The 22,490-nt window shown below is 71.5% G+C and carries 25 protein-coding genes; 14 read left to right on the top strand and 11 right to left on the bottom strand.

The genetic code is table 11. The annotated features are described in order from the left end of the window. The first annotated feature begins 122 nt into the window (after positions 1–122). The 4 genes from ACWD38_RS18595 (at position 123) to ACWD38_RS18610 (ending at position 6,368) form a co-directional block, all read left to right on the top strand. Positions 123–2,852, top strand: a complete 2,730-nt coding sequence (locus tag ACWD38_RS18595; protein ID WP_450124526.1) for an MMPL family transporter — start codon at positions 123–125, stop codon at positions 2,850–2,852. A gap of 20 nt (positions 2,853–2,872) precedes the next feature. Then, positions 2,873–4,813 (top strand): YhgE/Pip family protein, encoded by a 1,941-nt coding sequence (locus ACWD38_RS18600; RefSeq protein WP_450124527.1) that lies wholly within the window; start codon positions 2,873–2,875, stop codon positions 4,811–4,813. 144 nt (positions 4,814–4,957) lie between these two features. Continuing rightward, on the top strand, positions 4,958–5,662 hold the full coding sequence (locus ACWD38_RS18605) for a dienelactone hydrolase family protein (protein WP_450124528.1): 705 nt from the start codon (positions 4,958–4,960) through the stop codon (positions 5,660–5,662). A gap of 226 nt (positions 5,663–5,888) precedes the next feature. Beyond that, positions 5,889–6,368, top strand: a complete 480-nt coding sequence (locus ACWD38_RS18610; RefSeq protein WP_450124529.1) for a pyridoxamine 5'-phosphate oxidase family protein — start codon at positions 5,889–5,891, stop codon at positions 6,366–6,368. Between the two features lie 101 nt (positions 6,369–6,469). Here ACWD38_RS18610 and ACWD38_RS18615 read toward each other — a convergent pair whose 3' ends face one another. After that, positions 6,470–6,751 (bottom strand): hypothetical protein, encoded by a 282-nt coding sequence (locus ACWD38_RS18615; protein ID WP_450124530.1) that lies wholly within the window; start codon positions 6,749–6,751, stop codon positions 6,470–6,472. Positions 6,752–6,948: 197 nt separating this feature from the next. Next, entirely contained in the window at positions 6,949–7,998 is a 1,050-nt protein-coding gene (locus ACWD38_RS18620; protein WP_450124531.1) for an LLM class flavin-dependent oxidoreductase, read from the bottom strand. A gap of 271 nt (positions 7,999–8,269) precedes the next feature. Here ACWD38_RS18620 and ACWD38_RS18625 point away from each other — a divergent pair, with 271 nt between their 5' ends. The 4 genes from ACWD38_RS18625 (at position 8,270) to ACWD38_RS18640 (ending at position 11,172) form a co-directional block, all read left to right on the top strand. After that, positions 8,270–9,175, top strand: a complete 906-nt coding sequence (locus tag ACWD38_RS18625) for a bifunctional methylenetetrahydrofolate dehydrogenase/methenyltetrahydrofolate cyclohydrolase (RefSeq protein ID WP_450124532.1) — start codon at positions 8,270–8,272, stop codon at positions 9,173–9,175. Between the two features lie 166 nt (positions 9,176–9,341). Then, positions 9,342–10,340 (top strand): aldo/keto reductase, encoded by a 999-nt coding sequence (locus ACWD38_RS18630; protein WP_184478346.1) that lies wholly within the window; start codon positions 9,342–9,344, stop codon positions 10,338–10,340. 66 nt (positions 10,341–10,406) lie between these two features. Further along, positions 10,407–10,568, top strand: coding sequence for a hypothetical protein (locus ACWD38_RS18635; protein WP_184478347.1), 162 nt, complete (start codon positions 10,407–10,409; stop codon positions 10,566–10,568). A gap of 229 nt (positions 10,569–10,797) precedes the next feature. Next, on the top strand, positions 10,798–11,172 hold the full coding sequence (locus ACWD38_RS18640; RefSeq protein WP_184478348.1) for a hypothetical protein: 375 nt from the start codon (positions 10,798–10,800) through the stop codon (positions 11,170–11,172). A 28-nt stretch (positions 11,173–11,200) separates the two neighbouring features. Here the strand turns inward: ACWD38_RS18640 and ACWD38_RS18645 are convergent, their stop codons facing one another. The 4 genes from ACWD38_RS18645 to ACWD38_RS18660 form a co-directional block, all read right to left on the bottom strand. After that, positions 11,201–11,674 (bottom strand): STAS domain-containing protein, encoded by a 474-nt coding sequence (locus ACWD38_RS18645; RefSeq protein ID WP_184478349.1) that lies wholly within the window; start codon positions 11,672–11,674, stop codon positions 11,201–11,203. A 274-nt stretch (positions 11,675–11,948) separates the two neighbouring features. Further along, the gene (locus ACWD38_RS18650; protein WP_450124533.1) at positions 11,949–12,572 is read right to left on the bottom strand and encodes a hypothetical protein; all 624 of its coding nucleotides are present in this window, start codon (positions 12,570–12,572) and stop codon (positions 11,949–11,951) included. A gap of 88 nt (positions 12,573–12,660) precedes the next feature. Next, on the bottom strand, positions 12,661–13,749 hold the full coding sequence (locus tag ACWD38_RS18655; protein ID WP_450124534.1) for an NAD(P)-dependent alcohol dehydrogenase: 1,089 nt from the start codon (positions 13,747–13,749) through the stop codon (positions 12,661–12,663). A 139-nt stretch (positions 13,750–13,888) separates the two neighbouring features. Further along, positions 13,889–14,362: a DUF4334 domain-containing protein gene (locus tag ACWD38_RS18660; RefSeq protein ID WP_184478352.1), complete on the bottom strand. Its 474-nt coding sequence runs from the start codon at positions 14,360–14,362 to the stop codon at positions 13,889–13,891. Between the two features lie 99 nt (positions 14,363–14,461). Between ACWD38_RS18660 and ACWD38_RS18665 the strand changes: the two genes are divergently transcribed. The 5 genes from ACWD38_RS18665 (at position 14,462) to ACWD38_RS18685 (ending at position 18,496) form a co-directional block, all read left to right on the top strand. After that, positions 14,462–15,052, top strand: a complete 591-nt coding sequence (locus tag ACWD38_RS18665) for a TetR family transcriptional regulator (protein WP_184478355.1) — start codon at positions 14,462–14,464, stop codon at positions 15,050–15,052. Positions 15,053–15,083: 31 nt separating this feature from the next. Next, positions 15,084–15,836, top strand: a complete 753-nt coding sequence (locus ACWD38_RS18670) for a Clp protease N-terminal domain-containing protein (RefSeq protein ID WP_450124535.1) — start codon at positions 15,084–15,086, stop codon at positions 15,834–15,836. Positions 15,837–15,846: 10 nt separating this feature from the next. Then, positions 15,847–16,296, top strand: a complete 450-nt coding sequence (locus ACWD38_RS18675; protein WP_184478359.1) for an acyl-CoA thioesterase — start codon at positions 15,847–15,849, stop codon at positions 16,294–16,296. A 79-nt stretch (positions 16,297–16,375) separates the two neighbouring features. Beyond that, positions 16,376–17,194, top strand: coding sequence for an SAM-dependent methyltransferase (locus ACWD38_RS18680; protein ID WP_184478361.1), 819 nt, complete (start codon positions 16,376–16,378; stop codon positions 17,192–17,194). Positions 17,195–17,335: 141 nt separating this feature from the next. Then, positions 17,336–18,496, top strand: coding sequence for a heparan-alpha-glucosaminide N-acetyltransferase domain-containing protein (locus ACWD38_RS18685; protein WP_450124536.1), 1,161 nt, complete (start codon positions 17,336–17,338; stop codon positions 18,494–18,496). A gap of 239 nt (positions 18,497–18,735) precedes the next feature. Here the strand turns inward: ACWD38_RS18685 and ACWD38_RS18690 are convergent, their stop codons facing one another. Genes ACWD38_RS18690 through ACWD38_RS18705 form a run of 4 tightly spaced genes read right to left on the bottom strand, consistent with a single transcriptional unit; the run spans position 18,736 to position 20,546 of the window. Further along, positions 18,736–19,518 (bottom strand): NERD domain-containing protein, encoded by a 783-nt coding sequence (locus ACWD38_RS18690; protein ID WP_184478363.1) that lies wholly within the window; start codon positions 19,516–19,518, stop codon positions 18,736–18,738. A gap of 28 nt (positions 19,519–19,546) precedes the next feature. Beyond that, the gene (locus ACWD38_RS18695; RefSeq protein ID WP_184478365.1) at positions 19,547–19,990 is read right to left on the bottom strand and encodes a hypothetical protein; all 444 of its coding nucleotides are present in this window, start codon (positions 19,988–19,990) and stop codon (positions 19,547–19,549) included. Between the two features lie 2 nt (positions 19,991–19,992). After that, positions 19,993–20,262, bottom strand: a complete 270-nt coding sequence (locus ACWD38_RS18700) for a YbaB/EbfC family DNA-binding protein (protein ID WP_450124537.1) — start codon at positions 20,260–20,262, stop codon at positions 19,993–19,995. Next, entirely contained in the window at positions 20,259–20,546 is a 288-nt protein-coding gene (locus ACWD38_RS18705) for a CHAP domain-containing protein (RefSeq protein ID WP_450124538.1), read from the bottom strand. Before ACWD38_RS18705 ends, ACWD38_RS18700 begins: the two co-directional genes overlap by 4 nt. Positions 20,547–21,001: 455 nt before the next feature. Between ACWD38_RS18705 and ACWD38_RS18710 the strand changes: the two genes are divergently transcribed. Next, positions 21,002–21,361 (top strand): hypothetical protein, encoded by a 360-nt coding sequence (locus ACWD38_RS18710; protein WP_450124539.1) that lies wholly within the window; start codon positions 21,002–21,004, stop codon positions 21,359–21,361. Here ACWD38_RS18710 and ACWD38_RS18715 read toward each other — a convergent pair. After that, positions 21,330–22,433, bottom strand: coding sequence for a transglycosylase SLT domain-containing protein (locus ACWD38_RS18715; RefSeq protein WP_450124540.1), 1,104 nt, complete (start codon positions 22,431–22,433; stop codon positions 21,330–21,332). The genes ACWD38_RS18710 and ACWD38_RS18715 overlap by 32 nt on opposite strands. Positions 22,434–22,490: the final 57 nt, after the last annotated feature.

The following is a 22,490-nucleotide window of genomic DNA, read 5'->3' on the forward strand; positions in this document are numbered from 1 at the left end:
GGCCCGCGTGGAACCGCCCCATGGTATCGGATACGCTCATGTATCGGATACAGCGTTGTATCCAACTTCCCCCTTTCTGGTGACGCCGTCCGGCGAGAACCTCCCGGCGACAGGAGTGTGGCGTGTCCTCGTTCCTCTACTCACTAGGGCGCAGGGCGTACGCGGCCCGCAAGACCGTCCTCGTGATCTGGCTGCTAGTGCTGGTCGTGACCGGCGGAGCGGCCGGTCTGCTGTTCAAGGGAATGGACAACAACGTCACGATTCCCGGCACGGAGGCGCAGAACGCGCTGGACCGGCTCTCGGTGACCTTCCCGCAGACCAGCGGTGCCTCCGCGCAGATCATCGTGGTCGCGCCGGACGACGTGCGCGCCCCCGAGGTGCGCAGCGAAGTCGAGCGCACCGTCGACGAGCTCGAGAGCATGGACGAGGCCGCGTCCATCGTCTCGCCGTACAACGAGGACCTCGGCGGCAGCATCAGCGAGGACGGCAAAGCCGGTCTGATCATGGTCCAGCTCGAGGGCCAGACCATGGAGATCGGCGAGCCGACCAAGGACCGCATCGCCGGGATCGCGGCCGACCTCGAACAGCGGTTGCCGCAAGGTTCCCAGGCCTCCCACGGCGGTCCGCTGTTCGCGCAGAGCTTCCCCGGCCTCAGCTTCGTCGAAGCGCTCGGCCTGGTGATCGCGATCGTGGTCCTGATGATCACGCTCGGGTCGTTCCTCGCCGCCGGGATGCCGCTGCTGAACGCGCTGCTGGGCGTGGGCGTGTCCACGTTCCTGATCCTGCTCGCGACCGTGCTCGGGCCGGTCACCGCGACCACTCCGCTGCTGTCGCTGATGCTCGGCCTCGCCGTGGGCATCGACTACGCGCTGTTCATCGTGTCCCGCCACCAGCAGGAACTCGCCGGCGGTGTGTCCGCGCACGAGGCTGCGGCGCGCGCCACCGCCACCGCGGGCTCGGCGGTGATCTTCGCCGGGCTGACCGTGATGATCGCGCTCGGCGGGCTCGGCGTCGCGGGCATCCCGTTCCTGACCACGATGGGCGTCGCCGGGGCGGTCGCCGTCGGCATCGCCGTGCTGGTGTCGCTGACGCTGATCCCGGCGCTGCTCGGGTTCGCCGGTGAGCGGCTCACCCCGAAGGCGCCCAAGCAGGGCAAGCGCGCCCGCGCGACCTCCGGCAAGCCCCCCGTGGGCGACCGGTTCTTCGCGGGCTGGGTGCGCGCGGCGACCCGGTTCCCGATCGTCACCGTCCTGGTCGTGGTGGGCGTGCTCGGCATCGCGACGGTGCCGGCCGCGGGCCTGCGGCTCGCGCTGCCCGACGCGGGCGCGCTGGCCAAGGAGGACCCGGCCCGCGTCACCTACGACCTCACCGCCGAGCACTTCCCGAAGGGCTTCAACGGCCCGCTGATCGTCACCGGCGACATCGTCACCAGCGAGGACCCGCTCGGCCTGATGGCCGACCTCAAGGGCGAGATCGAGCGGCTGCCCGGCGTGGCCGACGTGCCGATGGCGACGCCCAACCCGACCGCCGACACCGGCATCGTGCAGGTCATCCCGGAGGGCGCTCCGGACTCGGAGCAGACCAAGGACCTGGTGGAGGAGATCCGTTCGCTGCGCGGGCACTTCCTCGACACCTACGGCATCAACATCTCCGTCACCGGCTTCACCGCCATCGGCATCGACGTCTCCGACCAGCTCGGCGCGGCGCTGCTGCCGTTCGGCATCGTCGTCGTCGGCCTGTCGCTGGTGCTGCTGACCATGGTGTTCCGCTCCATCGCGGTGCCGATCAAGGCGACGCTCGGCTACCTGCTGAGCATCGGCGCCTCCTTCGGCATCGTGACGCTCGTCTTCCAGGACGGGTGGATGGCCGAGCTGCTCAACGTGCCGCGCACCGGCCCGGTGATCAGCTTCATGCCGATCGTGCTGATGGGCATCCTGTTCGGCCTCGCCATGGACTACGAGGTCTTCCTGGTGTCCCGGATGCGCGAGGAGTACGTGCACACCAAGGACGCCCAGGCCGCGATCCACACCGGGTTCGTGTCCTCCGGCAAGGTCGTCACCGCCGCCGCGGTGATCATGTTCGCGGTGTTCGCCGCGTTCGTGCCCGACGGCGACGCGAACCTCAAGCCCATCGCGATGGGACTCGCCGTCGGCGTGTTCGTCGACGCGTTCATCGTCCGCATGACGCTGGTGCCCGCGGTGCTGGCGCTGCTCGGGGACAAGGCGTGGTGGATGCCGCGCAAGCTCGACCGCGTGCTGCCCGCCTTCGACGTCGAAGGCGAGAACCTGCGCGAGGAGATCGCGCTGGCGGACTGGCCGCGGCCCGGCGCCGACGACGCGGTCGCCTGCGAGGGCCTGCGCCTCGACGACCCGTCCACCGGCGCGCCGGTCTACCAGGACGTCGGATTCCTGGTGCCGCGCGGCGGCGTGCACGTGGTGCGCGGCCGGTACGAGTCGGCGATCACCGCGGTGCTGCTGACGCTGTCCGGCCGGCTGCAGGCCGAGCAGGGCAAGCTGAAGGTCCTCGGGTACGTGCTGCCCGCGCGGGCCTCGACCGTCCGGGCCAAGGTCTCCTACGTCGACGCGGGCGACGGCGGCGCCGACGCGGTGCGCGCGGCGCTGCGGGAGAAGCCCGAGGTCCTGGTGCTCGACCGGACCGACCGGATCTCCGATCCGGGGCAGCGGCTGGCGATCCGCGAGCTGCTCACCGGCAGCAGGCCCACCGTGATCGCGGGCAGCACCGGTCTGTCCGACGCGCGCGACGTCCTGCCCGCGACCGGCGGCGCCACCCTCACCGAACTGCGCGATGACTCCGCCGCGATGCCCGGTGTCCTCTCCGGCGCGATCCGCTAGAAAGCAGAGGTAATCTGACGATGGCGAAAAGCCGCTTGCTCTTACCGCTGGCCGGCCTGCTGCTGGTGCCGCTGGTGATCGCGGGTCTGCTGACCTGGTCGATGGGCAGTCCCGAGGACCGGTTGAAGGACACCAAGGCCGCGGTCGTCAACAACGACGAGCCGATCGAGGTCAACGGCCAGCTCACCCCGCTGGGCCGCCAGCTGTCCGCGAAGCTCGTCGGCGGCGAGATCGAGAGCAACTACAGCTGGGAGTTCGCCACCCCGCAGACCGCCGCCGAGGGCCTCGAAGACGGCGACTACGCGGCGGTCGTGACGATCCCGGAGAACTTCTCGAAGGCCGCCACCTCCTTCTCCGGCGATCCCGCCCAGGCGAAGAAGGCGACGATCGACGTGAGCACCGGTGGCCGCAGCAAGCTCGCCGACGAGGCGATCAGCCGGGTGGTGACCACCACGGCGGCGAACCTGCTGGGGCAGCAGCTCACCACGACCTACCTGGACAACGTCTTCGTCGGCTTCAACACGCTGGGCGACAAGCTCGGTGAGGCCTCCGACGGCGCCACCTCGCTGGCCGACGGCGCCCGCCGGCTCGCGGGTGGCACCGACGAGCTCGCCGGTGGTGCCGACCAGCTCGCCGACGGGTCTCGGGCGCTGGCCGACGGCATCGGCGCGCTGGAGGACGGCGCGCTGCAGCTCAAGACCGGGATGGCGGGTCTGTCCGACGGAATCGGGCAGTTGCAGGAGAAGACCGCGCAGCTGCCGCAGCAGACCGCGACGCTCGCCGACGTCTCCGCGAAGGAGGCCCAAGGCGTGCAGCAGCTCTCCGGCGGCCTGCAGGGCATGTCGGAGAGCCTCGGCGAAATGAGCAAGGAATGCCCGCCGGGCACCCTGCCGATCTGCACGAAGATCGCCATCCAGGCGGCCACCGCGCAGGCCCTCAGCGAGGGCGCCGGGCAGGTGCAGCAGGCCAGCACCGGCGTCTCCGGCGGTCTCGCCGCGCTCGCCGGGCAGACCCCCGAGTCGGGTGGCGGCCTGCCCGCGCTCGCAGGTGGCATCGATCAGCTCGCCGACGGCTCCAAGCAGCTCGACGGCGGCGTCGGCCAGCTCGCCGACGGCATCTCGCAGACCGGTGGCGGCGCGGGCCAGCTCGCCGACGGTGCCGATCAGCTGGCGGGCGGCGTGCGCCAGCTCTCCGACGGCGCCCACCAGCTCGGCGACGGCTCGGGTGAGCTCGCGGGCGGCCTGGACCAGGCCGTGGAGCAGCTGCCCAGCTACCCGGACGGTGACCGGGACAAGCTCGCGAAGGCCGTGGCGAACCCGGTGACGACGGCGGAGGGGACCAGCCTCGGCTTCGGTTCCTCCGGGGTGGCCCTGTTCGCGGTGCTGGCCCTGTGGGTCGGCGCGATCGCCACGTTCCTGGTGCTGCGCGCGGTGCCGCGCCGGGCGCTGGAGTCGACGCGCTCGTCGTTCGCGCTGGCGCTGCGCCAGCTGCGGCTGCCCGCGGTGATCGGGCTGGCGCAGGGGTTGCTGGTGGCCGTGGTCGTCGGCGTCTCGCAGGACCTCTCGGTCGGCCAGTGGTTCGGCTGCGCCGGGCTGGCGATGCTGGCGGGGGTCGCGTTCACGGCCGTCAACCAGGCGCTCGCCGGTGCGCTCGGCGGCTTCGGCCGGTTCCTCGCGATGCTGGTCGCGCTGCTGCTGCTGGCCACCGGGTTCATCACCGCGGTGCCCGCGGTGCTCGGAAAGTTCCTGGCGGCGACGCCCGCGGGCCCGGCCCAGGACGCGCTGCGCGCGGTGACCGACGGCGTCGCTCCGGGCGGCGGAGCGGTGGCCCTGCTGGTGATCTGGGGCTTGGCCGGGGTGGTGTTCAGCTACCTGGCGATCGAGCGGACCCGCACGGTCCGGGCCACCCAGCTGTCGCCGCTGACGTCCGGATTCCCCCGGCGCGGTCCCGGACTGGCCTGACCGGACCCGGGCCGGGAGCGATCGCTCCCGGCCCGGTATCCATTGTGGACCGAGCGCGATCTGGTCCGGCTGCGCGGGATTCTCCGCCGACCAGGGTGGTTCCGGCGAGTGACATCGACGTGGACGCGGACTAGGTTCGGGGTCGTGACTGCGACCATTCCTTCGTCCGACGGTGACATCTCGGGCCACCTGGCGGTGCCGTACCCCTCGATCTCGGGCGAGCCGCCGTGGCCCGGCGTGGTCGTGGTGCACGACGCGTTCGGGATGACCGCGGACAGCAAGGCCATCACCGACCGGTTCGCCGCCGACGGGTTCCTCGCGGTGGCGCCCGACCTCTACGCGCGCGGCGGCTTCGTCCGCTGCATCCGCACCGTGTTCGGCCAGCTCAGCAAGGGCAGCGGCCAGACGTTCGACGACATCGAAGCGGCGCGGCGGCTGCTGGCCGAACGCGCGGACTGCACCGGCGCGGTCGGCGTCGTGGGCTTCTGCATGGGCGGCGGTTTCGCGCTGCTGGCCGCCCCGCGCGGATTCCAGGCGTCCGCGCCGTACTACGGCCAGGTGCCCGACGACAAGGCGGTGCTCGACGGCGCGTGCCCGGTCGTCGCGAGCTTCGGCGCGAAGGACGCCTCGCTCAAGGGCGCCGCCGCGAAGCTGGAGTCGCACCTGACCGAGCTGGGCGTGGCGCACGACGTCAAGGAATACCCGGACGCGGGGCACAGCTTCGCCAACGACCTCAAGGCCGGGCCGTTCAAGCCGCTGCTGCGGGTGGCGGGCTTCGGCTACCACGAGGAGTCCGCCGAGGACGCCTGGCGGCGGGTGACGACGTTCTTCACCGAACACCTGCGCTGACCCGTCCGTCCCGGTGATCGGCGCCACCGGTCGCACGACCGTTGCACGGGAACCGGAATCCGAGCGAGTACAGCGACGCACCGGGCTACCGGGTCTGCGCGAGCATCGGGCGGTAACGCGTTCCCGGCCGCCCGATCCGCGCTGCGGCGATCTTGACAGCGTCACCGGAGCCCTGGTGCGGTCGTTGCGCTGTGGACGGAACAGACCAGCGGATGGAAGTCGTGCCATGACCGAGGAGCTCAAGCCGCAGAAGCGCGGCCGCCGGATCGCCATGACCAGCGAGGAGATCGACGCCTTCCTGGCGGAGGAACGCACCTGCCGGGTGGCGACGGTCGGCCCGGACGGGCCGCACGCCACACCGCTGTGGTTCGGCTGGGACGGTGCCGCGTGCTGGCTCTACTCGATCACCCGCAGCAAGCGCTGGGCGGACCTGATGCGGGATGCGCGCATCAGCGTCGTGGTGGACGCGGGAGTCGAGTTCCAGGAGCTGCGCGGCGTCGAGATCACCGGCACCGTCGAGGTGGTCGGGGAGCTCCCGCGCACCGGCGAGCCGAACGACGCGCTCACCGGCATCGAGCTGCTGTTCGCCCGCAAGTACATGGGCGGGGACGAGATGTTCCACGACGGCCGCCACGGCTGGCTGCGCATCACGCCGACGAAGATCACCAGCTGGGACTTCCGCAAGATGGCGGCGCCGCAGGGCTGAGCAGCCAGGGTGCGGCGGGAACCCGTGGGCCCGGAAAGGGGCACGCGATCCGGTCCCACGGGAGATCGGGGGTGGTTCGCCCACCGTTTCGCCCGGAGACCTCAGAGCCGGTCGGTGATCTTGTCGATCGTCCGGCGGAGCAGTTCGCGGTCCCGGCCGAGGTCCTTCGCGGCGTCCCGCGCCAGGTCGCGCGCGACGTCCTTCGCGAGGTCCCTGGCCAAGTCCCTGGCCAGGTCCCGCGCCAGATCCCGAGCGAGGTCCCGCGCGACGTCGCGGGCGATGCCGTCCTCGACCGGCCCGAGGTCGACGCCCTGGACGTCGTGCACGTCGACCAGCGGCTCCGCGTCGGCGCTCGCGGTGGACAACGGCAGCGCCGCTGCCACCGCCGCTATCGTCCACAGTGGATTGGTCCGGCGGAATCGCATGTGCCGTCACGCCTTTCGCTCCGATCGGCCACTCATCAAGATCATCGACCGGTACGTCCCGACGCTGCATCGCTGGATCGAGTGGTGATCTTCGCGGCCTGCCGCGCGAGGCCGAAGGCGGGTTCTTGAGCCTTCGGCCCCTGCGCGGGCCGAGGTCACGGGCTCAGGGCGCGGAAGCGGGGGATGACCTCGTGGGCGAACCGGCGCTGCTCGGATTCGAACGGCTGGAACTGGAGCATCAGCGTGCTGATGCCGAGCTCGTGGAATTCCAGGATCCGCTGCGCCACCTGGTCGTAGCTGCCGACCAGTCCCGCGGCGGTGCCGCCGTTGGTGCCGATGTGCGGGTGCTTGGCGAAGGTCTGGAACATGACGGCCTTCGGGTCCGCCTGCGCGACCAGGCCGTCCCAGGTCGCCTGGCCCTTCTCGGCCAGTTCCCACTGGTACGCGAGGACTTCCCGGGCTTCCTCCTCGGTCTCGCGGGCGATGACGAACGCGGACAGGGCGTAGCGCAGCGGTTCCCCGGTGCGCGGACGACCCGCCACGTCCTTGATCAACGCCTGCACGTCCTGCTGCGGCTGGCCGTTGATGAACCAGGTGTCGGCCTGCTCGGCCGCCAGCGCCCGCGCCGGATCGGATTCGCCACCGAGGTAGACCGCGGGCCGCTCCCGCGTCCTGCTGGCGGGTTTGAGCAGGTAGTCGTCGACGTGGAAGTGCTCGCCGTGGAACGTGGTGCGTTCGCCGGAGAGCAGTCCGCGCACCACGGTGAGCCACTCGGTGCCGTAGGCGTAGCGCGCGTCGTGCTCGGCGAACCCGATGCCCGCGCGTTCCAGCTCCGGTTTGAACCAGGCGTTGACGAGGTTGATGCCGAAGCGTCCGCCGCTGATCTCCTCGATCTGCAACGCCTGCTTGGCCAGCACCACCGGGTGGTAGAGGTAGGGCTTGATCGCCGCGATGATCTCGATGCGCTCGGTCAGCGCGGCCAGCCCGGCCGCCGCCGTCCACGCGTCGAGCTGGTCGTGCTCCTCGCCGAAGGGGTTGACCACGTGCTGGGCGATCAGCGTCGTGTCGTAGCCGAGCTGCTCGGCTTCCAGGATCTGCCGTTTGTTGCGTTCCCAGGACGCGTCCACCGGGTCTTCCGGGTGGTGGAAGGAGGCCCAGTTGCCGTAGACGAGCGCCCACACGCCGAAGCGGAGTTGTGCCGACATGCCCGCAAGGTCACCAGAGCGCCGCGCCCGGCGGCCAGACCATCTCACTGCGTGAGCGCGCGGTGGCAGCGCCGTGGCGCGGGCGGCGCCGTGCCACGATCAGGGCTTCGTGGGCGTCGACTCGGGTTGACATCGGACACACCGACCCTCGGCGACAGCGGAACTCGACGGTTTCGCAATGGCTGATCGGCTGGTCAGGGCACTGGAAGGCGGCCCGTGGCGGTGTGGGGCGGCGTCGCCGGAGGTCGGCCGCTGTGCTAGAGAACTACCCGTGTCCGCTCGACTGCTCGATCCCAGTGCCCTCGCCGACGACTTCCGCGCGGAGATCCGCGCCGAGGTGGCCGCGCTGCCGGAACCGCTGACGCTGACCGGTTTCCGCGTCGAAGGCGATGGCCCCACCCAGACCTACGCCGAGTACACCCGGCGCGGCTGCGAGAAGGTCGGGATCCGCTTCGACCAGCGGGTGCTGCCCGCCGGCGACGTCGAGCGCGCCGTGCACGAGGCGGGCAGCGACCCGCGCGTGCACGGGATCTTCCTGTACTACCCGATCATGGGGCTCGCGCAGGACCGCTGGTTGCGGGAGCTCGTCGACCCGCGCAAGGACGTCGAGGGCCTGCACTCGTTCTGGAGCCGCTGCCTCTACGAGAACCGCCGCTACATCGACACCGAGCACACCAAGCGCGCCGTGCTGCCGTGCACGCCGCTGGCGGTGCTCAAGCTCATCGAGCAGGCCGAGGTCGGTGAGCGCGGTGCCGCCGAGCCGCTGGCCGGGCTGAAGGCGTGCGTGTTCAACCGCAGCGAGATCGTCGGCCAGCCGCTGGCGGCGATGATGGCCAACGACGGCGCCGAGGTCACGTCCTTCGACGTCGACGGTCCGCTGGCCTACGTGCCCTCGCAGGGCAAGGGTTCCTACGAGGTCCGCCCCACCTCCGTGGACCGCGCGACCGCGCTCGCCGAGGCCGACGTGGTCGTCACCGGTGTGCCCTCGCGGGAGTTCCCGCTGGTGCGCGCCGCCGAGATCAAGCCGGGCGCGACCTGCATCAACTTCTCCACGCTGAAGAACTACGACGACGACGTCGTGGAATCCGCCGGGGTGTTCGTCCCGCGCATCGGCCCGATGACGGTGACGATGGCCCTGCGCAACGCGGTCCGCCTCTACCGCAACTGGCACAGCTGACCCGGGGTTCCACGCCACGGGCACGTGCTCGCGCGGGGGGCGCCTTTCGACCGTCCGGAGTGCGGGAAGTTCCTCCGGGCGGGAAGCGCGGCGCGGGGCCGGTCGTTGGTGCTGGTGAGGGTCCGCCGCGAAGTGCGGACGACGGCGACAAGGAAGGTCACGGCTGATGGCTTTGACTCGGCGAGACGACATCCCACGGCACCGGCTCGGTGCTCGCGGCCCCGCGGTGAGCGCGCTCGGGTACGGGGCGATGGGGCTGTCCGGGGTGTACGGCGAGGCCGACGACGGCGAGTCGCGGGAGCTGATCCGGCACCTCGTCGAGGCCGGCATCGACCTCATCGACACCGCCGACGTGTACGGCAACGGGCACAACGAGCTGCTGCTCGGCGGCGCGCTGTCCGGCGGCCTGCGGGAGCGGGTGGCGCTGGCGACCAAGACCGGTGGCGGCGGCGGGGAAGGCCTGGGGCGCCCGGAGCGGATCCGCGAAGCGATCGACTCCAGCCTGAAGCGGCTCGGTACCGATCACGTCGACGTGTACTACCTGCACCGGGTCGATCCGTCGACGCCGATCGAGGACAGCGTGGGCGCGCTCGCGGAGATCGTCGAGCAGGGCAAGGCCCGCTACATCGGGTTGTCCGAGGTGTCGGCCGAGACCCTGCGGCGCGCGCACGCGGTGCACCCGATCGCGGTGACGCAGGAGGAGTACTCGCTGTTCACCCGCGACCTGGAGGCGGAGCTGCTGCCCGTCGCCAGGGAGCTCGGGGTGGGCGTGGTGGCCTACTCGCCGCTGGGGCGCGGCGTGCTCGGCGGGTCGATCCGCAGCGCCTCGGACGTGGAGAACCTGGCGGGCAGGCAGGCGCGCTACCCGCGGTTCTCCGAGGAGGCGCTGGAGCAGAACCTGACCCGCGTCGATCGGCTGCGGGCGCGAGCGGAGGAGCTGGGCACCACGCCCGCCGCGCTCGCGCTGGGCTGGTTGCTGGCGCAGGGCGACGACGTCGTGCCGATCCCCGGCACCCGGCGCGCGGCCAACCTGGACGCGAACCTGGAGGCGGCCCGGCTGGAGCTGCCCGCGGAGCTGGTCGCCGAACTGTCCGAGACGTTCCCGCCCGGCTCGACGGCGGGGGAGCGCTACACCGCGAACCTGCGCGGCAGCCTCGGCAGGTGACGGGCGGTCGCTGAAGCGGACCCGGTGGTCGTCGTGCGCGGCGGCCACCGTCGGTCGCTCGACGAGATGCGGGAACCGCTGGGCCCGGTGTGGGACTCCCCGGTGGTCACCGCGCTGGTCGCGCGGTTCGCGGCGCGCGGCGTGGCCGTCGAGATCACCGGGCTCGACGAGCACAGCGCCAGGCTGCACGCTCGGCTCTCCGAAGCGGAGCCCGCTCCGGCCGGGTGAGCCGAAGCGGGCACCGCCCGTGAGCACGTTCCCGTCGGTTCCACCGTTCGTGTGAGCCGCGGGCGTGCGGTGTCGCCGGAGTAGCAGGGAGCCACCGCTGCGGCATAAAACCCAAGGTATATGCCGAAAATCGGCGCCGGGGGCGGTGGATCTCCGCTCGCCGCAGGGGGCAGACTGTCCGCCACGCAAGCGTTCCCCCACCGCCTCCCGGACTGGAGATCTACCGCCGATGAGCATCGACAACGACGTTCCGACCGTGTGGGCGAAGGTCCTCGAGGAGGAACCCTGGGTTCCGTTCGAGGACCCGCACCTGCCCGGCGGCGAGAACGCGGCGCAGGTGAAGATCCTCGCGCCGAACGTCTTCTACGCCTGGTTCCCGCCGGGCTACTCGGCGCCCGCGCACAGTCACCCGTTCAACACGACCTACCACATGGTCAAGGGCGCGCTGCGCTTCGGCGACGAGGGCTGGGTCGGCGCGAACTCGGTGCGCGGCGTGCAGGCGGGACACGTCTACGGCCCCGAGGAGGCCGACCCCGTGCACGGCTGCGAGTTCCTGCTCGTCTCCGACGGGCCCATCGGCATCGACTGGGACGAGAGCGCCTGATCCGCTGACCGGGGCCGGCCATCCGCCGTCAGCGCGGGGACAAGGCGCTGCGCAGGTCGGCGTGCACCAGGAATCGCACGTGCGCGTCGGCCAGGTCCAGCAACCGGAGCAGGAGGCCCTGGTCGTCGCGCACCACGCGGAACGAGATGTCGTGCTCCTCGGCGCGGCGCTGGCACTGGTCCAGCAGGTGCAGGCCGCTGGTGTTGACGAAGGTCATCGCGGAGAGGTCCAGCACGACGGTGCCGGTGCACGAGGCGAGCCGGTGCCACAGCAGCTCGCGCAGCCGCCGGACGGTGCTGGTGTCCACCTCGCCGTGCACCGCGAGGACGATCGTGTCCGAGCTGGGCCGGTCGAGGCGCAGTTCGAGCGCACCGCCGTGGTGGTCCGCGCGGCGTTGCGGGCGGTCACCTCTGGCGGGCGCCGGGATGTCGGGCGCCTGCTGGACACCGGAGGGGGAGGCCTGCGGCGGTACCAGGCCGAACGTGGTGGAAGTCGCACTCATGCCGTCTCCTAACGAGTCCTCCGCGGGAGATCCGCGCGGCCCGGACCTCGGCGGCTTCCGAAGCGGATCGCGCGCTCGCGGGGACTCCTCGTGGTCGCCGAAGTGATCACCGGACGGCGGCGGGAGCGCCGCGACGTCACGGCCGAGCGCACGCTCTCGGCGGGGAAGTCTGTTCGCGGCTGTGGGCTCAACCGCTTTCCACGCTACATCCCGACGCAACCGGCCCCGCGCGGGCTCTCCGATGTGACGCGGGAATACCGGAACGCGCGCGGTGTCACCGGCCGGGGCGGTGCTGCGGTGGTTCGGAGGGTCGGAGGCCGAGTCGGGCGAGGTGCAGGGCGGCCAGGCCGTCGATGACGGGACGCGAGCCTTCGCGCCACGCCGCGGCCGGATCTTCGTGCACCGCGCGGAGTTCGCGATAGGGCACAGTGGACAGTGCGCGCAGCGCGAGCAGATCCGGTGCGGCGGTGCGCAATTCCTGCGCCGAGGTGGCCGCTCGCGCGTACGCGATCCGGGGCAGCAGCCACCACCGCACCAGCGGGATCAGCGCCAGCAGCAGCACCAGCCCGGCGGCGGCCGGTGCCCCCGCGCTCACCGCGTCGACCTGCGTCCGCCCCGCGTCGGTGAGCATGTCACCGGCGGCGGTTGCTCTGCTGAGGGCACCGGCCAGGTCGTCGCCGACCAGCGGCACCCTGCTCGCGGTGCGAGCGGCGTCGCCCAGGGTGCGGTCGAGGTCCTGCCCGGCGTCGATCATCCGCAGGCCGGGCGCCTGCCACTCCAGCACGGCCAGGTAGGCCCGGTGGGCCAGCCAGGCGAACACCGCGCACCAGGCGACGGCGCCCAGGTCGTGCAGCACCTGCCTCCCGGCGCGCGCCGGTGTCTGCGCGTAGAGGCGCACGAGTCCCTCCTCCTAGCCGGACGAGCCACCAAGGCAACCAGCGAACCGGGTCCCGATCAAGGACCGATCCGCCGTCGTCCGCGCGGGATCACCAGACGAGCACGGGCTTCACCGCCGTCCCGGAGCGCTGGTCGGCGACCGCCGCGTTGATGTCGGCGAAGCGGTACTCCGCGACGAGGTCCCGCACGGGGAACCGCCCGGCGGCGTGCAGCTCCAGCAGTTCCGGGATGAACCGCTGCGGCACCGCGTCGCCTTCGATGCAGCCGCGGACGGTCTTGCCGCGGTAGAGCAGGTCGCGCAGGTTCAGCGTTGCTTCCGCCGCCCCGAGACCGACCACGGTGGCCACGCCGGTGGCACCCAGCGCGGCCACCGCCTGGGTCAGCACGGCCGCGAGCCCGGTCGCCTCCAGCGCGTGCGTCACGCCGCCGCCGGTGCGCTGCGCGATCGCCGCGACGACGTCGGTCCGCGCCGGGTCCAGCGCGTCGTCCGCGCCCAGCCGCAGCGCGAGTTCCCGCCGCCGGGGCTGCACGTCGACGGCGATGATCGTGCGCACCCCGGCGGATCTCGCCGCCAGCAGCGCGGCCAGGCCGACCCCGCCCGCGCCGAAGATCGCCAGGCTCGAACCGGCGTCCGGCCGCAGCGCGTTGAGCACCGCACCGGCCCCGGTCTGGAATCCGCACCCCATCGGGGCCGCGACGAGCGGATCCACCCGCTCGCCGATCACCACGGCGTTGTCGGCGGTGGCCAAGGCGTGCGTGGCGAAGCAGGACTGGCCGAAGAACGAACCCGCCACCGGTTCGCCCCGCCGCGTCAGCGTCGGTGACCCGTCCGGGCGCCGGCCCGCGCTGTTGAGCCGCCGGGCCTGCTCGCAGTAGGGCCGGTCGCCCGCTCGGCACGGGCGGCAGCGCCCGCAGCTGCGATAGCTCAGCGCCACCCGGTCGCCGGGCTCGATCCCGGTCACGGCGGCGCCGACCCGCTCGACCACGCCGGTGCCCTCGTGCCCCAGGACGATGGGCTCCCGCCGGCGCGGATCGTCCTTGGCGACCAGGTCGGTGTGGCACAGCCCGGCAGCGGTGACGCGCACCAGGATCTCGTCGTCGCGCGGATCGTCGAGCGCAACGGTCTCCAGCACGAACTCGCCGCCCGGTTCCGGGACGACGGCTGCGGTGATCTGCATGAACCCCTCGATCTGAGCCGATCTCGAATCCGCGTCCCGGCCGCGGTGGCCGGGCTGAGCGAGGCGGTCGCGCTCGTGCGGACGGCGCTGTCGCGTGCGGCGCGGAGCCGCCCTCAGGGGGCCGCTGCGGGCGGGCCGGTCAGGTGCGTTCGAGCAGGAAGTAGTAGAAGCGCCCGTCGTCGAGGACCTGTTCCGGTCGGCCGTTCATGATCCCCATCAGGGTGTTCGGGTCGACCTGCTTGAAGTGGTCGAGCACGGGGCGCCCGTCGTAGACCATCGTCGCGGTCACCTCGCCGCGGAACTCGACGTCCCACAGCGTCGCCTCGCCGCCGCCGAGCTCGACGTTCGAGAACAGTTCTCCGTCGGCGTCCCGGCAGATCAGCGGCTTCGCGTCGAGCACCGAGTGGAAGGTCTTGCCGTGCCAGCGAGCGGCGATGAGCTGCCTGCCGAGCCGGTGGCCGGTGGCGAAGTCGGCGCCCCGCCAAGCGCCGAGCACGTCCGCGGCGGCCACGGTGTCCAGCGCGGCCCAGATCTCGTCTAGCTCGTCGGGGCAGACGCCGGAGTCCTGGTCGCGCAGTGCGGTGAACCGGGCGCGGGCTTGGTCGAGGTGCACGTCAACTCCTGGGCTGCGGCGGGCTGCGTTGCCGAACCAAGCGGTTCGGCGGCCGACCGTACTCCCGAACTGAACGGTTCGGCAAGGTAGTCTCGCCCGATGCGCGCAGCAGGACATGCCACGCGGGAGCGGATTCTCGCCGCCGCCACCGCCGAGTTCGCCGCCCGCGGTGTCGCCGGGGCCCGGATCAACCGAATCGCGACCGAGGCGCGCGCCAGCAAGGACCGGCTCTACGCGTACTTCCCCAGCAAGCAGGCGTTGTTCGACGAGGTCGTCCGGCAGTGGGTCGTCGACGTCGACGAGCGGACCGCGGTGCGCGGCGACGACGTTGCGGGCTACGTGGGCAGGTTGTTCGACCACTACCTGGACAACCCGCAGAGCGCCCGGCTGCAGGCGTGGATCGACCTGGACGAGCCCGAGCGGCTGGCGGCGGACGACCTGCGGCTGACCGCGCTGCGCCCGAAGATCGACGCGATCCGGCAGGGGCAGGCCGACGGGCACGTCGATGCCTCCTGGCATCCGGCGGACCTGCTCATCGTGCTGCTGGGGATCGCGCGGTCGATGGCGCTGTCGGCTCTGGCGGTCGGCAAGATCGACGGCGGCCCACGGGGTCGGGACGCAGCGGGGATCCGGCGGGCGGCGGTGCTCGCCGCGCAGCGAGTGGCCGAGCCATCGTCAACCGAAGGTTGACGGCCGATGATCGTCAACCTAGGGTTGACGCATGAGCGAACCGTTGCAGCTGGCGAACCCCGTTCGCCTCGACGACCTGATCGACGCCATCACGAACGTGCACTCCGGTGCGCTCGACCGGCTCTCCGCCGCGGTCATCGCGGCCGACCACCTCGGTGAGGTCTCCGACCACCTCATCGGCCACTTCGTCGACCAGGCGCGCCGTTCCGGCGCGTCCTGGAAGGAGATCGGCGCGGGCATGGGCGTCACGAAGCAGGCGGCGCAGCAGCGCTTCCTGCCGAAGGGCGGCACGCCCGACCTCGACCCGGCACAAGGATTCGGCCGGTTCACGCCGCGTGCCCGCAACGTCGTGCTGGCCGCGCAGAACGAGGCGCGCGCCGCGGGCAACACCGAGATCCGGCCGGAGCACCTGCTGCTCGGGCTGCTCGCCGAACCGGGGGGCCTGGCCATGCGCGCGATCACCGCGCACGGCATCACCCCGGAGGCCGTGCGTCGAGCCGCCGCGGCGCCGCTGCCCGCCGGGGTGGACGAGGTGCCCGACCTGATCCCGTTCGACGGGGGCGCGAAGAAGGTGCTGGAACTGACCTTCCGCGAGGCGCTGCGCCTGGAGCACAACCACGTCGGCACCGAGCACGTCCTGCTGGCGATGCTGGAGCAGGAGAACGGCGGCGGCGTGCTCGCCGAGCTCGGCCTGGCCAAGCCCGCCGTCGAGGAGCACGTCGTCGCGGGCCTCGCCGCCATGGCCGCGGCACTCGACGCGGACGCGGATCCGGCCGGTGACTAGGGTCGGCGCCATGGTCGAACCTGCCGAAACCCCGCCGGGTCGCGCGGATTTCACCGTCCTCTGGCCGATCACCACGCGCTGGTCCGACAACGACGTCTACGGGCACGTCAACAACGTCGTGCACTACTCGTGGTTCGACACGGCGGTCAACGGGTGGCTGATGCGCGCCACCGGGGCCGACATCCGCGAGTTCCCCGAGATCGGACTGGTCGTCGAGACGAACTGCCGGTACCTCGCCGAACTCGGCTTCCCCGATGACGTCGAGGTGGGTGTGGGCTTGGAGCGGCTGGGCAACTCCAGTGTGGTGTACCGGCTCGCCGTGTTCGGCAACGGTGCCGCCGAACCGGCCTCGCTGGGCCGCTTCGTGCACGTGTACGTCGACCGGGAGACCCGGCGTCCCGTTCGCGTGCCCGAGCGCATCAGGACCGCGCTCACCGGCCTCGCGGTCCTCGGCGGCTAGGAGCGGCCGAACAGCGGCGTCACCGAAAGTGCTGGTGCAGTAACGTGAAGTGATGCACCGGTGAGTCGGAGGTGGGGCCATGGGGCGGCCTGGAGCGCGACAGGAACGCACCGAGGACATCGACGTGCGGCGCCCCAACTCGGCCCGCATGTACGACTACTTCCTGGGCGGTTCGGCGAACTTCGAGATCGACAGGGAAGCCGGCCGGAAGGTCATCGAGGCCATGCCCGACACGGTCCACTCGATCCGCGCGAACCGCGGATTCCTCGGCCGGGCGGTCCGCTACCTCGTCGAGCAGGGAGTGGAGCAGTTCCTCGACCTCGGTTCCGGCGTGCCCACCGTCGGCAACGTGCACGAGATCGCGCACGTGCTCGACCCGTCGGTGCGCGTGGTCTACGTCGACAAGGAACCCGTGGCGGTCGCGCACAGCAGGCAACTGCTGGGCGACGTCAAGCAGGCGGACATCATCGAGGCCGACCTCCGCGACGTGCGGGGCGTGTTGGACGGCGCGACGGCGACCGGACTGCTCGACACCGCCCGCCCGGTCGGCCTGCTGATGGTCTCGGTGCTGAACTTCATCGCCGACTACCAGGAGACGACCGAGGTCGTGCGCGGCTACCTCGACGGCCTCGTGCCAGGCAGCTACCTCGCGCTTTCGCACGCGACGGCGGCGGGATTGCCGCAGGAGACCGCCGACCGCGTCGCGGAGGTGTACCGGAACGTCAACCCGCCGAGCTACTGGCGTTCGCCGGAGCAGATCGACGCGCTGCTGGGCGGGCTGGAACTCGTCCCGCCCGGCCTGGTGGCGCCGTCGCACTGGCGTCCGGACGTGCCGCCGGAGGTGTCCGCCGAGCGCATCGCCTACCGGGCCGGGGTCGGTGAACTCGTCGCCAGGTGAGGCAGGGACGTCCCGCTACCGCCGGCGAGACCGGGACGGCCGATCGGGCGAGGCGGGACGTACGACCGCCGGCCGGAAGTCGTAGGTATCGCGACCTCGAAGGGGGATCTCCGCGCGAGCTCGTTCCGCAACGATCGTCAGGTGACCACAACTACGCTTTCCTCGGGCGAGACGAGGAAAATCGACCCCCGCGAGACCGCGCGGCTCGTCGGGGTGGACGCCGCCCGCGGCCTGGCCGTGCTGGGGATGTTCGCCGCGCACACCGGGCCGCCGCAGGGACCGCTGCACGCGCTCGTGGCCGGGCGCTCGGCGGCGTTGTTCGCGGTGCTCGCGGGCTTGTCGATCGCGCTGCTCAGCGGTGGCGCGAACCCGGCGACCGGCCGGTCGGCCGCGCCGCGGATCGCGGTGCGCGCGGTGGTGCTGTTCGTGCTGGGGCTCGCGCTGACCGCGCTGCAGACGCCGGTCATGGTGATCTTGACGTCGTACGCCGTGCTGTTCCTGCTGTCGATCCCGTTGCTGCGCCTGCGTTCCGCGGCGCTCGCCGTCGCGGCGGCGGTGCTCGCCGTCGCCGGTCCGCTGGTGTCGTTCCTCGTCCGATCGGCCATGCCGCCGCAGCAGGAACTCGGCGTCACTCCCCGTTTCGAGTCGTTCGGATCATGGGAAGCGGCGGGCACCGCGCTGCAGCACGTGCTGCTCACCGGTGCCTACCCGGTGCTGACGTGGCTGCCGTTCGTGCTCGCGGGAATGGCGCTGGGCAGGCTCGACCTGCGGGCGGTGCGCGGCAGGCTCGTGCTCGTCGGCGGCGGGCTCGCGCTGCTCGGCTACGGCGGATCGTGGCTGGCGATGCACGTGTTCGGCGGGCGGGACCGGGTGCTGGAGCTGTTCGGCGGGGCGCTGCCGCCGGAAATCGTGGACGCGACGCTGGCCACCGGCTTCGGCGCGGTGCCCACCACGGACCCGATCTACCTGCTGTCGGCGGGCGCGCACAGCGGCAGTCCCGTCGAGATCATCGGAGCGACCGGGGTGGCGGTGCTCGTGATCGGGCTGTGCCTGCTCGCGGAAAGCGCGGGAGCGCTGCTGCTGCCGATCGCTTCGGTCGGGGCGCTCGCGCTCACCTCGTACGCGGGGCACATCGTGGCGCTGGCCGCGATCGGACTTCCCGCCTCGTGGGCCTCATGGCTGGTGCTGACCGCGATCACGCTGGTGTGCGCCACGCTGTGGCGGACGCTGCTCGGACGAGGCCCGCTGGAATGGGCACTGCACCACCTCTCGTCATGGCAACGTTCGCAACGACCCGCATAGCCGCCGGTGCGGCGAAACCGCAACGCCCATCAGTGTTCGTAGTCAGTGTCCTGTCAGCGGCGAAGCCGCTGAGCAGCGACCAGCTTGAGCAACCGGCACCGCCGCGGGTTCTCAGCGGTTTCCTCGCGAGGACAGCATTTTTCCTCGTGGCGGAGCCACTTGGAAAAATGATCCCGCAGCGAGGAAACCGCTGAGGTTCCGCTACCTGACCCGCTACTCAAGCCGGAAGAATCGAGCCTTCAACCATCACGGCTGGCTCGGCGCTTTTCGTGGAAGGCGTGGTCTCGGCGCACTAGCCGGGCCACCTCGTCGGCGCTGGCGGGGCCGAGCGTCGGCGGGGCTTGGCGCAGGGTGCGCACCACTTCGTCGGTGCCGACGCTGACCAGCGCCAAACCGGGGCGGCGCACGGTGCCGAGCTGGGCGCGGGGGTTGATGATGACGACCACCGAGCGCACCAGCGCTTGGCGGCCCCGCTTCTGCAGGAAGTCCGCCAGTGCCTTGGACACGTCGGTGACCTGGCGGCCCCAGCTGCGTCCGCTGCGGTCGGTGAGGGTGCGGTTCTCGACGAGGTTGCCGTAGCGGTCGAACACCTCGGAACGCCAGGAATCCCCGTCCACGTGCACCTTGCCGGGGTGGTTCTTCACCTCGATGGCCCAGATCCCGCCGGGACCCACCACCAGGTGGTCGACTTCGCCGCGGCCGTTGCGGTAACCGCGGAACACCGTCCAGTCGTCGGAGAGCCGGTCGAGCGCCGAGGTCATCGCGTCCTCGGCCTCGATCCCGGCTTCCTGCTGGGCCAACCGGTGCTGCACCTGGTCTTCGTCGGCCGGGCGCTGCGCCTGGAGCCTGCGAAGCTCCAGCCACTGGGGCAGGAGCTTCCACACCTGCCACCAGCGCCGCGCGGCGTGCCGCGCCCGCACGTCCGCCACCGCCTGTTCGTACCGGCTGCGCCGCTGCTCGGCGGCCTGCTCGGTACGGCGGGCGGCGAACCGCGGATGGTCGGAGAGCACCTCAACACGCACCCCCGAACCGTACCGGGTGCCGTGGTGCTCACCGCCCCCACGCGGGGCGGTTCGACGCCCAGGGCGTCGTTCGCGACGAGTCGGTGAAGTCCTCGTCGTCCTCGTCGGAGTCCCGGCCGCGGGTTCGGGCCGGTGTGCCGGGCTGCTCGGCGGGGGCGAGTCGCTCGCCGATCGCGGCGGCCACACCGCGACCGCAGCCCCATTCCAGCGCGACGAGGCCCCGCCGCGTCGACTCCGCGCACGCCTCGGCGCTGAGCCGGGTGATCTCGGCGGCCAGCCGCTGCGGTCCTAGCGCGATCGCCTGCTCCGACACGGTGAGCTCGGTGAGCAGGCCGTTCAGGTCGACCGACAGCGAGATGCCCTCGCCGGTGGCCGTGCCGCGGATCTCGGCCATTCCCGCGGCCAGCCCGCGATTCGCGGGCAAGCTCTCGGCTATCGCGATCAGCGTCTTGACGCTGCGTCCGTCGCCCATCGCTACCTCCGGTCCTCGTCGTGGCGGGCGGCGTCGCCCGGTTCCAAGCCCAGCGCCGCGCGGTCTTGCGCGCTCAGCCCCGAGAGCCGGGGGTCGCGCGCCGCAGCGCGGGTGGCCTGGGCGTTCGCCTCGTGGGCCAAGGTCGTGATCGTGCTCGCCAGCTTGGCGCCGCCGCCGCGCAGCGCGCTCGGGTCCAGCACGAGGGAGCGCAGCGCTCCGCCGGGGGAGACTTCGACGGCGACGCCGTCGCGTTCCGCACGTCCGGTGGTCATTCGGGATGCACCCCTCCGTAGAACTTGTCCGCGTCGTCGGGAAGCGTGTAGGTCATCCGCTGCACCTTGTCGCTGGAATTGCCTTCGATCGTGGTGATCTGGTTGCCTTCGACCTTCTCGATGATGCCGATGTGGGTGCTCTGCATCTGGTCCGGTCCGGTGCCGAACAGCAGCGCGTCGCCCGGTTTCGCGCTCTCCGCAAGGGAATCCTGGTCGTAGGCGGTCCCGTGCTCCTGGCCCCACTTGTAGACGTCGCCGCTGTAGCCGAGGCTGCCGATGTCCACTCCGGCTTCCTGCCACATGGAGGTGGCGAAGTAGGAGCACCACGGCTGCCCGTCCGGACCCCACTTGTTCTTGTCGTTCGGGCCTTCCTCGAAGCCCAGGTTCTCGCGCGCCCTCGCGAGGATGTCCTCGGTCTTCGATCCCGGCTTGTCCTGACCGGCGTCGCCCGGTCCTCGCCGGCCCCGTCCGTCTCCTGCTCCTTCGGCGGATCGGCGATGCCGTCGCCGTCGAGGCGCTGCTGCAACTCGCGCAGCTTCTGCGCGGCCCGCTCCATCTCGTCCTGAGCTCCCTTGAGCTCCCCGCCGGAGTCCTTGATGAACCCGCCCGCCAGGTCGTTGAGCTGCGCGGCGGCCTGCATCAGGCCACCCGGAGCGTTGAGCCCCACCGCGGCGAGCCCGGCGCCCAGGAGCTGCGTGGACTTCTCGACGAAGTCGCCGATGAGGCCGCCGACGGTGTCGTGCCTGCCGCCGAGCGCCTGGGACACCTCGCCCGCGATCTTCGCGGCCTCCGCGCTCGCCTCCGCGGTGGTCGCGAGGTCGGTGGTGAGTTTCTCCACCTGCTGCTTGAAACCGTCGATGGCCTTGCTCTGCCAGCCGCCCAGCAGTGTCTCGGCCGCTTCGCGCTGGGCGTCGCTCTGCTGCCGGGCCCCTTCGGCGGCTCGCTCCAACGCGCCCTGCGCGTCCTGCACGCCCCCGGCATCGCCGTCCAGCTTCCCCTGGTGCGCGGTGAGCTCGCCGACGAACTTCGTGGCGATCGCTGCCACATCCACCTGTTCCTCCCCCGTGTCAGAGCTTCAGGACGCCTTCCAGTGCCTTGATCGACTCGTCGTCCGCGTCGAGGTACGTCTTGGCCGCGTCCGCGGCGGCCTGCCCGAGCGAGCGGGCGCTCTCGCCGACCGCGGCGACCTGCTTGTCGAGGCTCTTGCTCAGATCGGCCAGCGCGCCGGCGAATCCCGTCTCCTCGCCGACCTCGCCGAAGCTGTTCGGGGCGAGGCCGGTCACCGAATCGAGGGCGCGCTTGCCGATGTTCCCCAGTTCTTCGGCGATCCCCTCCACGGCTTTGGCGTAGTCGGTGAGGAGATCCGTTTCCACGGTGAAGCCGTTGTCCTGGCCGCCGCTGTCGGCGGGCGGTCCGGATGGTTGCTCGGTGCTCCCGCCCGGCGGTCCGGAGGGGCCGGTGTCCCCGCCGCCCTCGATCGTGGCGGCGGCCTTCTGGGCTTCGTCGAGGTGTTCCTTGTAGGTGCCGTCGTTGTAGGTCGACCACGGGACGAAGTTCTCGCCGTTCCCGGCGATCGAGTAAGCCGCCTCGGCGTTCTTCGCCGGGTCGAGCAGTTCGTCATCGGAACTCAGGCCGAATTGCTCGCGGCGGCCCGGACCGAGGTCGCCGTGCAGGTTGATCTGCCAGAGACCGTACGAGTCGTCGGGTTCCTGACCGTTGTGCGCTTCGGTGTTCCCGCTGGATTCGGCCATCGCCACCGCCACCGCGGTGGACAATGCCTCGCCGCGGAAACCCGCGTCGTAGGCGTGCTGAGCGATCTGCTCCGGTGAAAGTGTCGTCACGGTGAGGAGTATGGGCACGCCGCTACCGGGGAGTCGGTGAAATCGGGTATTTCCCGCGAAAAGGAACCGCTGCGGGTTTTCGGGAGGAAAGCGATCGTCCCGGTCGATTTCGGTAACGAATCGAAAGCGGCGTGCACAGTGGACGGAGTTCTCAGTGGACGGCGGGAAGAGGTGGAACATTCCGGTGCGCGGGCGGTTTTTCCCGATCGGTGTTCCGGCATGCCCGGACATGATTGCGAGCGAACGAAAAGACGTGGACATGATCCGATGCCGGTCTTCACTCGTCAGGCCGGAACGAACATCACCGATTCGGCCGAGCGCCGCGGACATGTGATCTGTGGCGGCCGAACCCCCGCGTGCGGTCCGGCGGTGGTGCACTGGCCGAGG

Source organism: Saccharopolyspora sp. NPDC002578, from assembly GCF_053592695.1.

What these genes read in the sequence shown, in the direction of transcription:
- ACWD38_RS18680 (WP_184478361.1), top strand. Translation starts at nt 16,376, where the DNA reads ATGGGGCGGCCTGGAGCGCGACAGGAACGCACCGAGGACATCGACGTG.
- ACWD38_RS18665 (WP_184478355.1), top strand. Translation starts at nt 14,462, where the DNA reads ATGCGCGCAGCAGGACATGCCACGCGGGAGCGGATTCTCGCCGCCGCC.
- ACWD38_RS18670 (WP_450124535.1), top strand. Translation starts at nt 15,084, where the DNA reads ATGAGCGAACCGTTGCAGCTGGCGAACCCCGTTCGCCTCGACGACCTG.
- ACWD38_RS18700 (WP_450124537.1), bottom strand. Translation starts at nt 20,262, where the DNA reads ATGACCACCGGACGTGCGGAACGCGACGGCGTCGCCGTCGAAGTCTCC.
- ACWD38_RS18620 (WP_450124531.1), bottom strand. Translation starts at nt 7,998, where the DNA reads ATGTCGGCACAACTCCGCTTCGGCGTGTGGGCGCTCGTCTACGGCAAC.
- ACWD38_RS18630 (WP_184478346.1), top strand. Translation starts at nt 9,342, where the DNA reads ATGGCTTTGACTCGGCGAGACGACATCCCACGGCACCGGCTCGGTGCT.
- ACWD38_RS18675 (WP_184478359.1), top strand. Translation starts at nt 15,847, where the DNA reads ATGGTCGAACCTGCCGAAACCCCGCCGGGTCGCGCGGATTTCACCGTC.
- ACWD38_RS18715 (WP_450124540.1), bottom strand. Translation starts at nt 22,433, where the DNA reads ATGTCCGCGGCGCTCGGCCGAATCGGTGATGTTCGTTCCGGCCTGACG.
- ACWD38_RS18695 (WP_184478365.1), bottom strand. Translation starts at nt 19,990, where the DNA reads ATGGGCGACGGACGCAGCGTCAAGACGCTGATCGCGATAGCCGAGAGC.
- ACWD38_RS18645 (WP_184478349.1), bottom strand. Translation starts at nt 11,674, where the DNA reads ATGAGTGCGACTTCCACCACGTTCGGCCTGGTACCGCCGCAGGCCTCC.
- ACWD38_RS18640 (WP_184478348.1), top strand. Translation starts at nt 10,798, where the DNA reads ATGAGCATCGACAACGACGTTCCGACCGTGTGGGCGAAGGTCCTCGAG.
- ACWD38_RS18635 (WP_184478347.1), top strand. Translation starts at nt 10,407, where the DNA reads ATGCGGGAACCGCTGGGCCCGGTGTGGGACTCCCCGGTGGTCACCGCG.
- ACWD38_RS18655 (WP_450124534.1), bottom strand. Translation starts at nt 13,749, where the DNA reads ATGCAGATCACCGCAGCCGTCGTCCCGGAACCGGGCGGCGAGTTCGTG.
- ACWD38_RS18600 (WP_450124527.1), top strand. Translation starts at nt 2,873, where the DNA reads ATGGCGAAAAGCCGCTTGCTCTTACCGCTGGCCGGCCTGCTGCTGGTG.
- ACWD38_RS18610 (WP_450124529.1), top strand. Translation starts at nt 5,889, where the DNA reads ATGACCGAGGAGCTCAAGCCGCAGAAGCGCGGCCGCCGGATCGCCATG.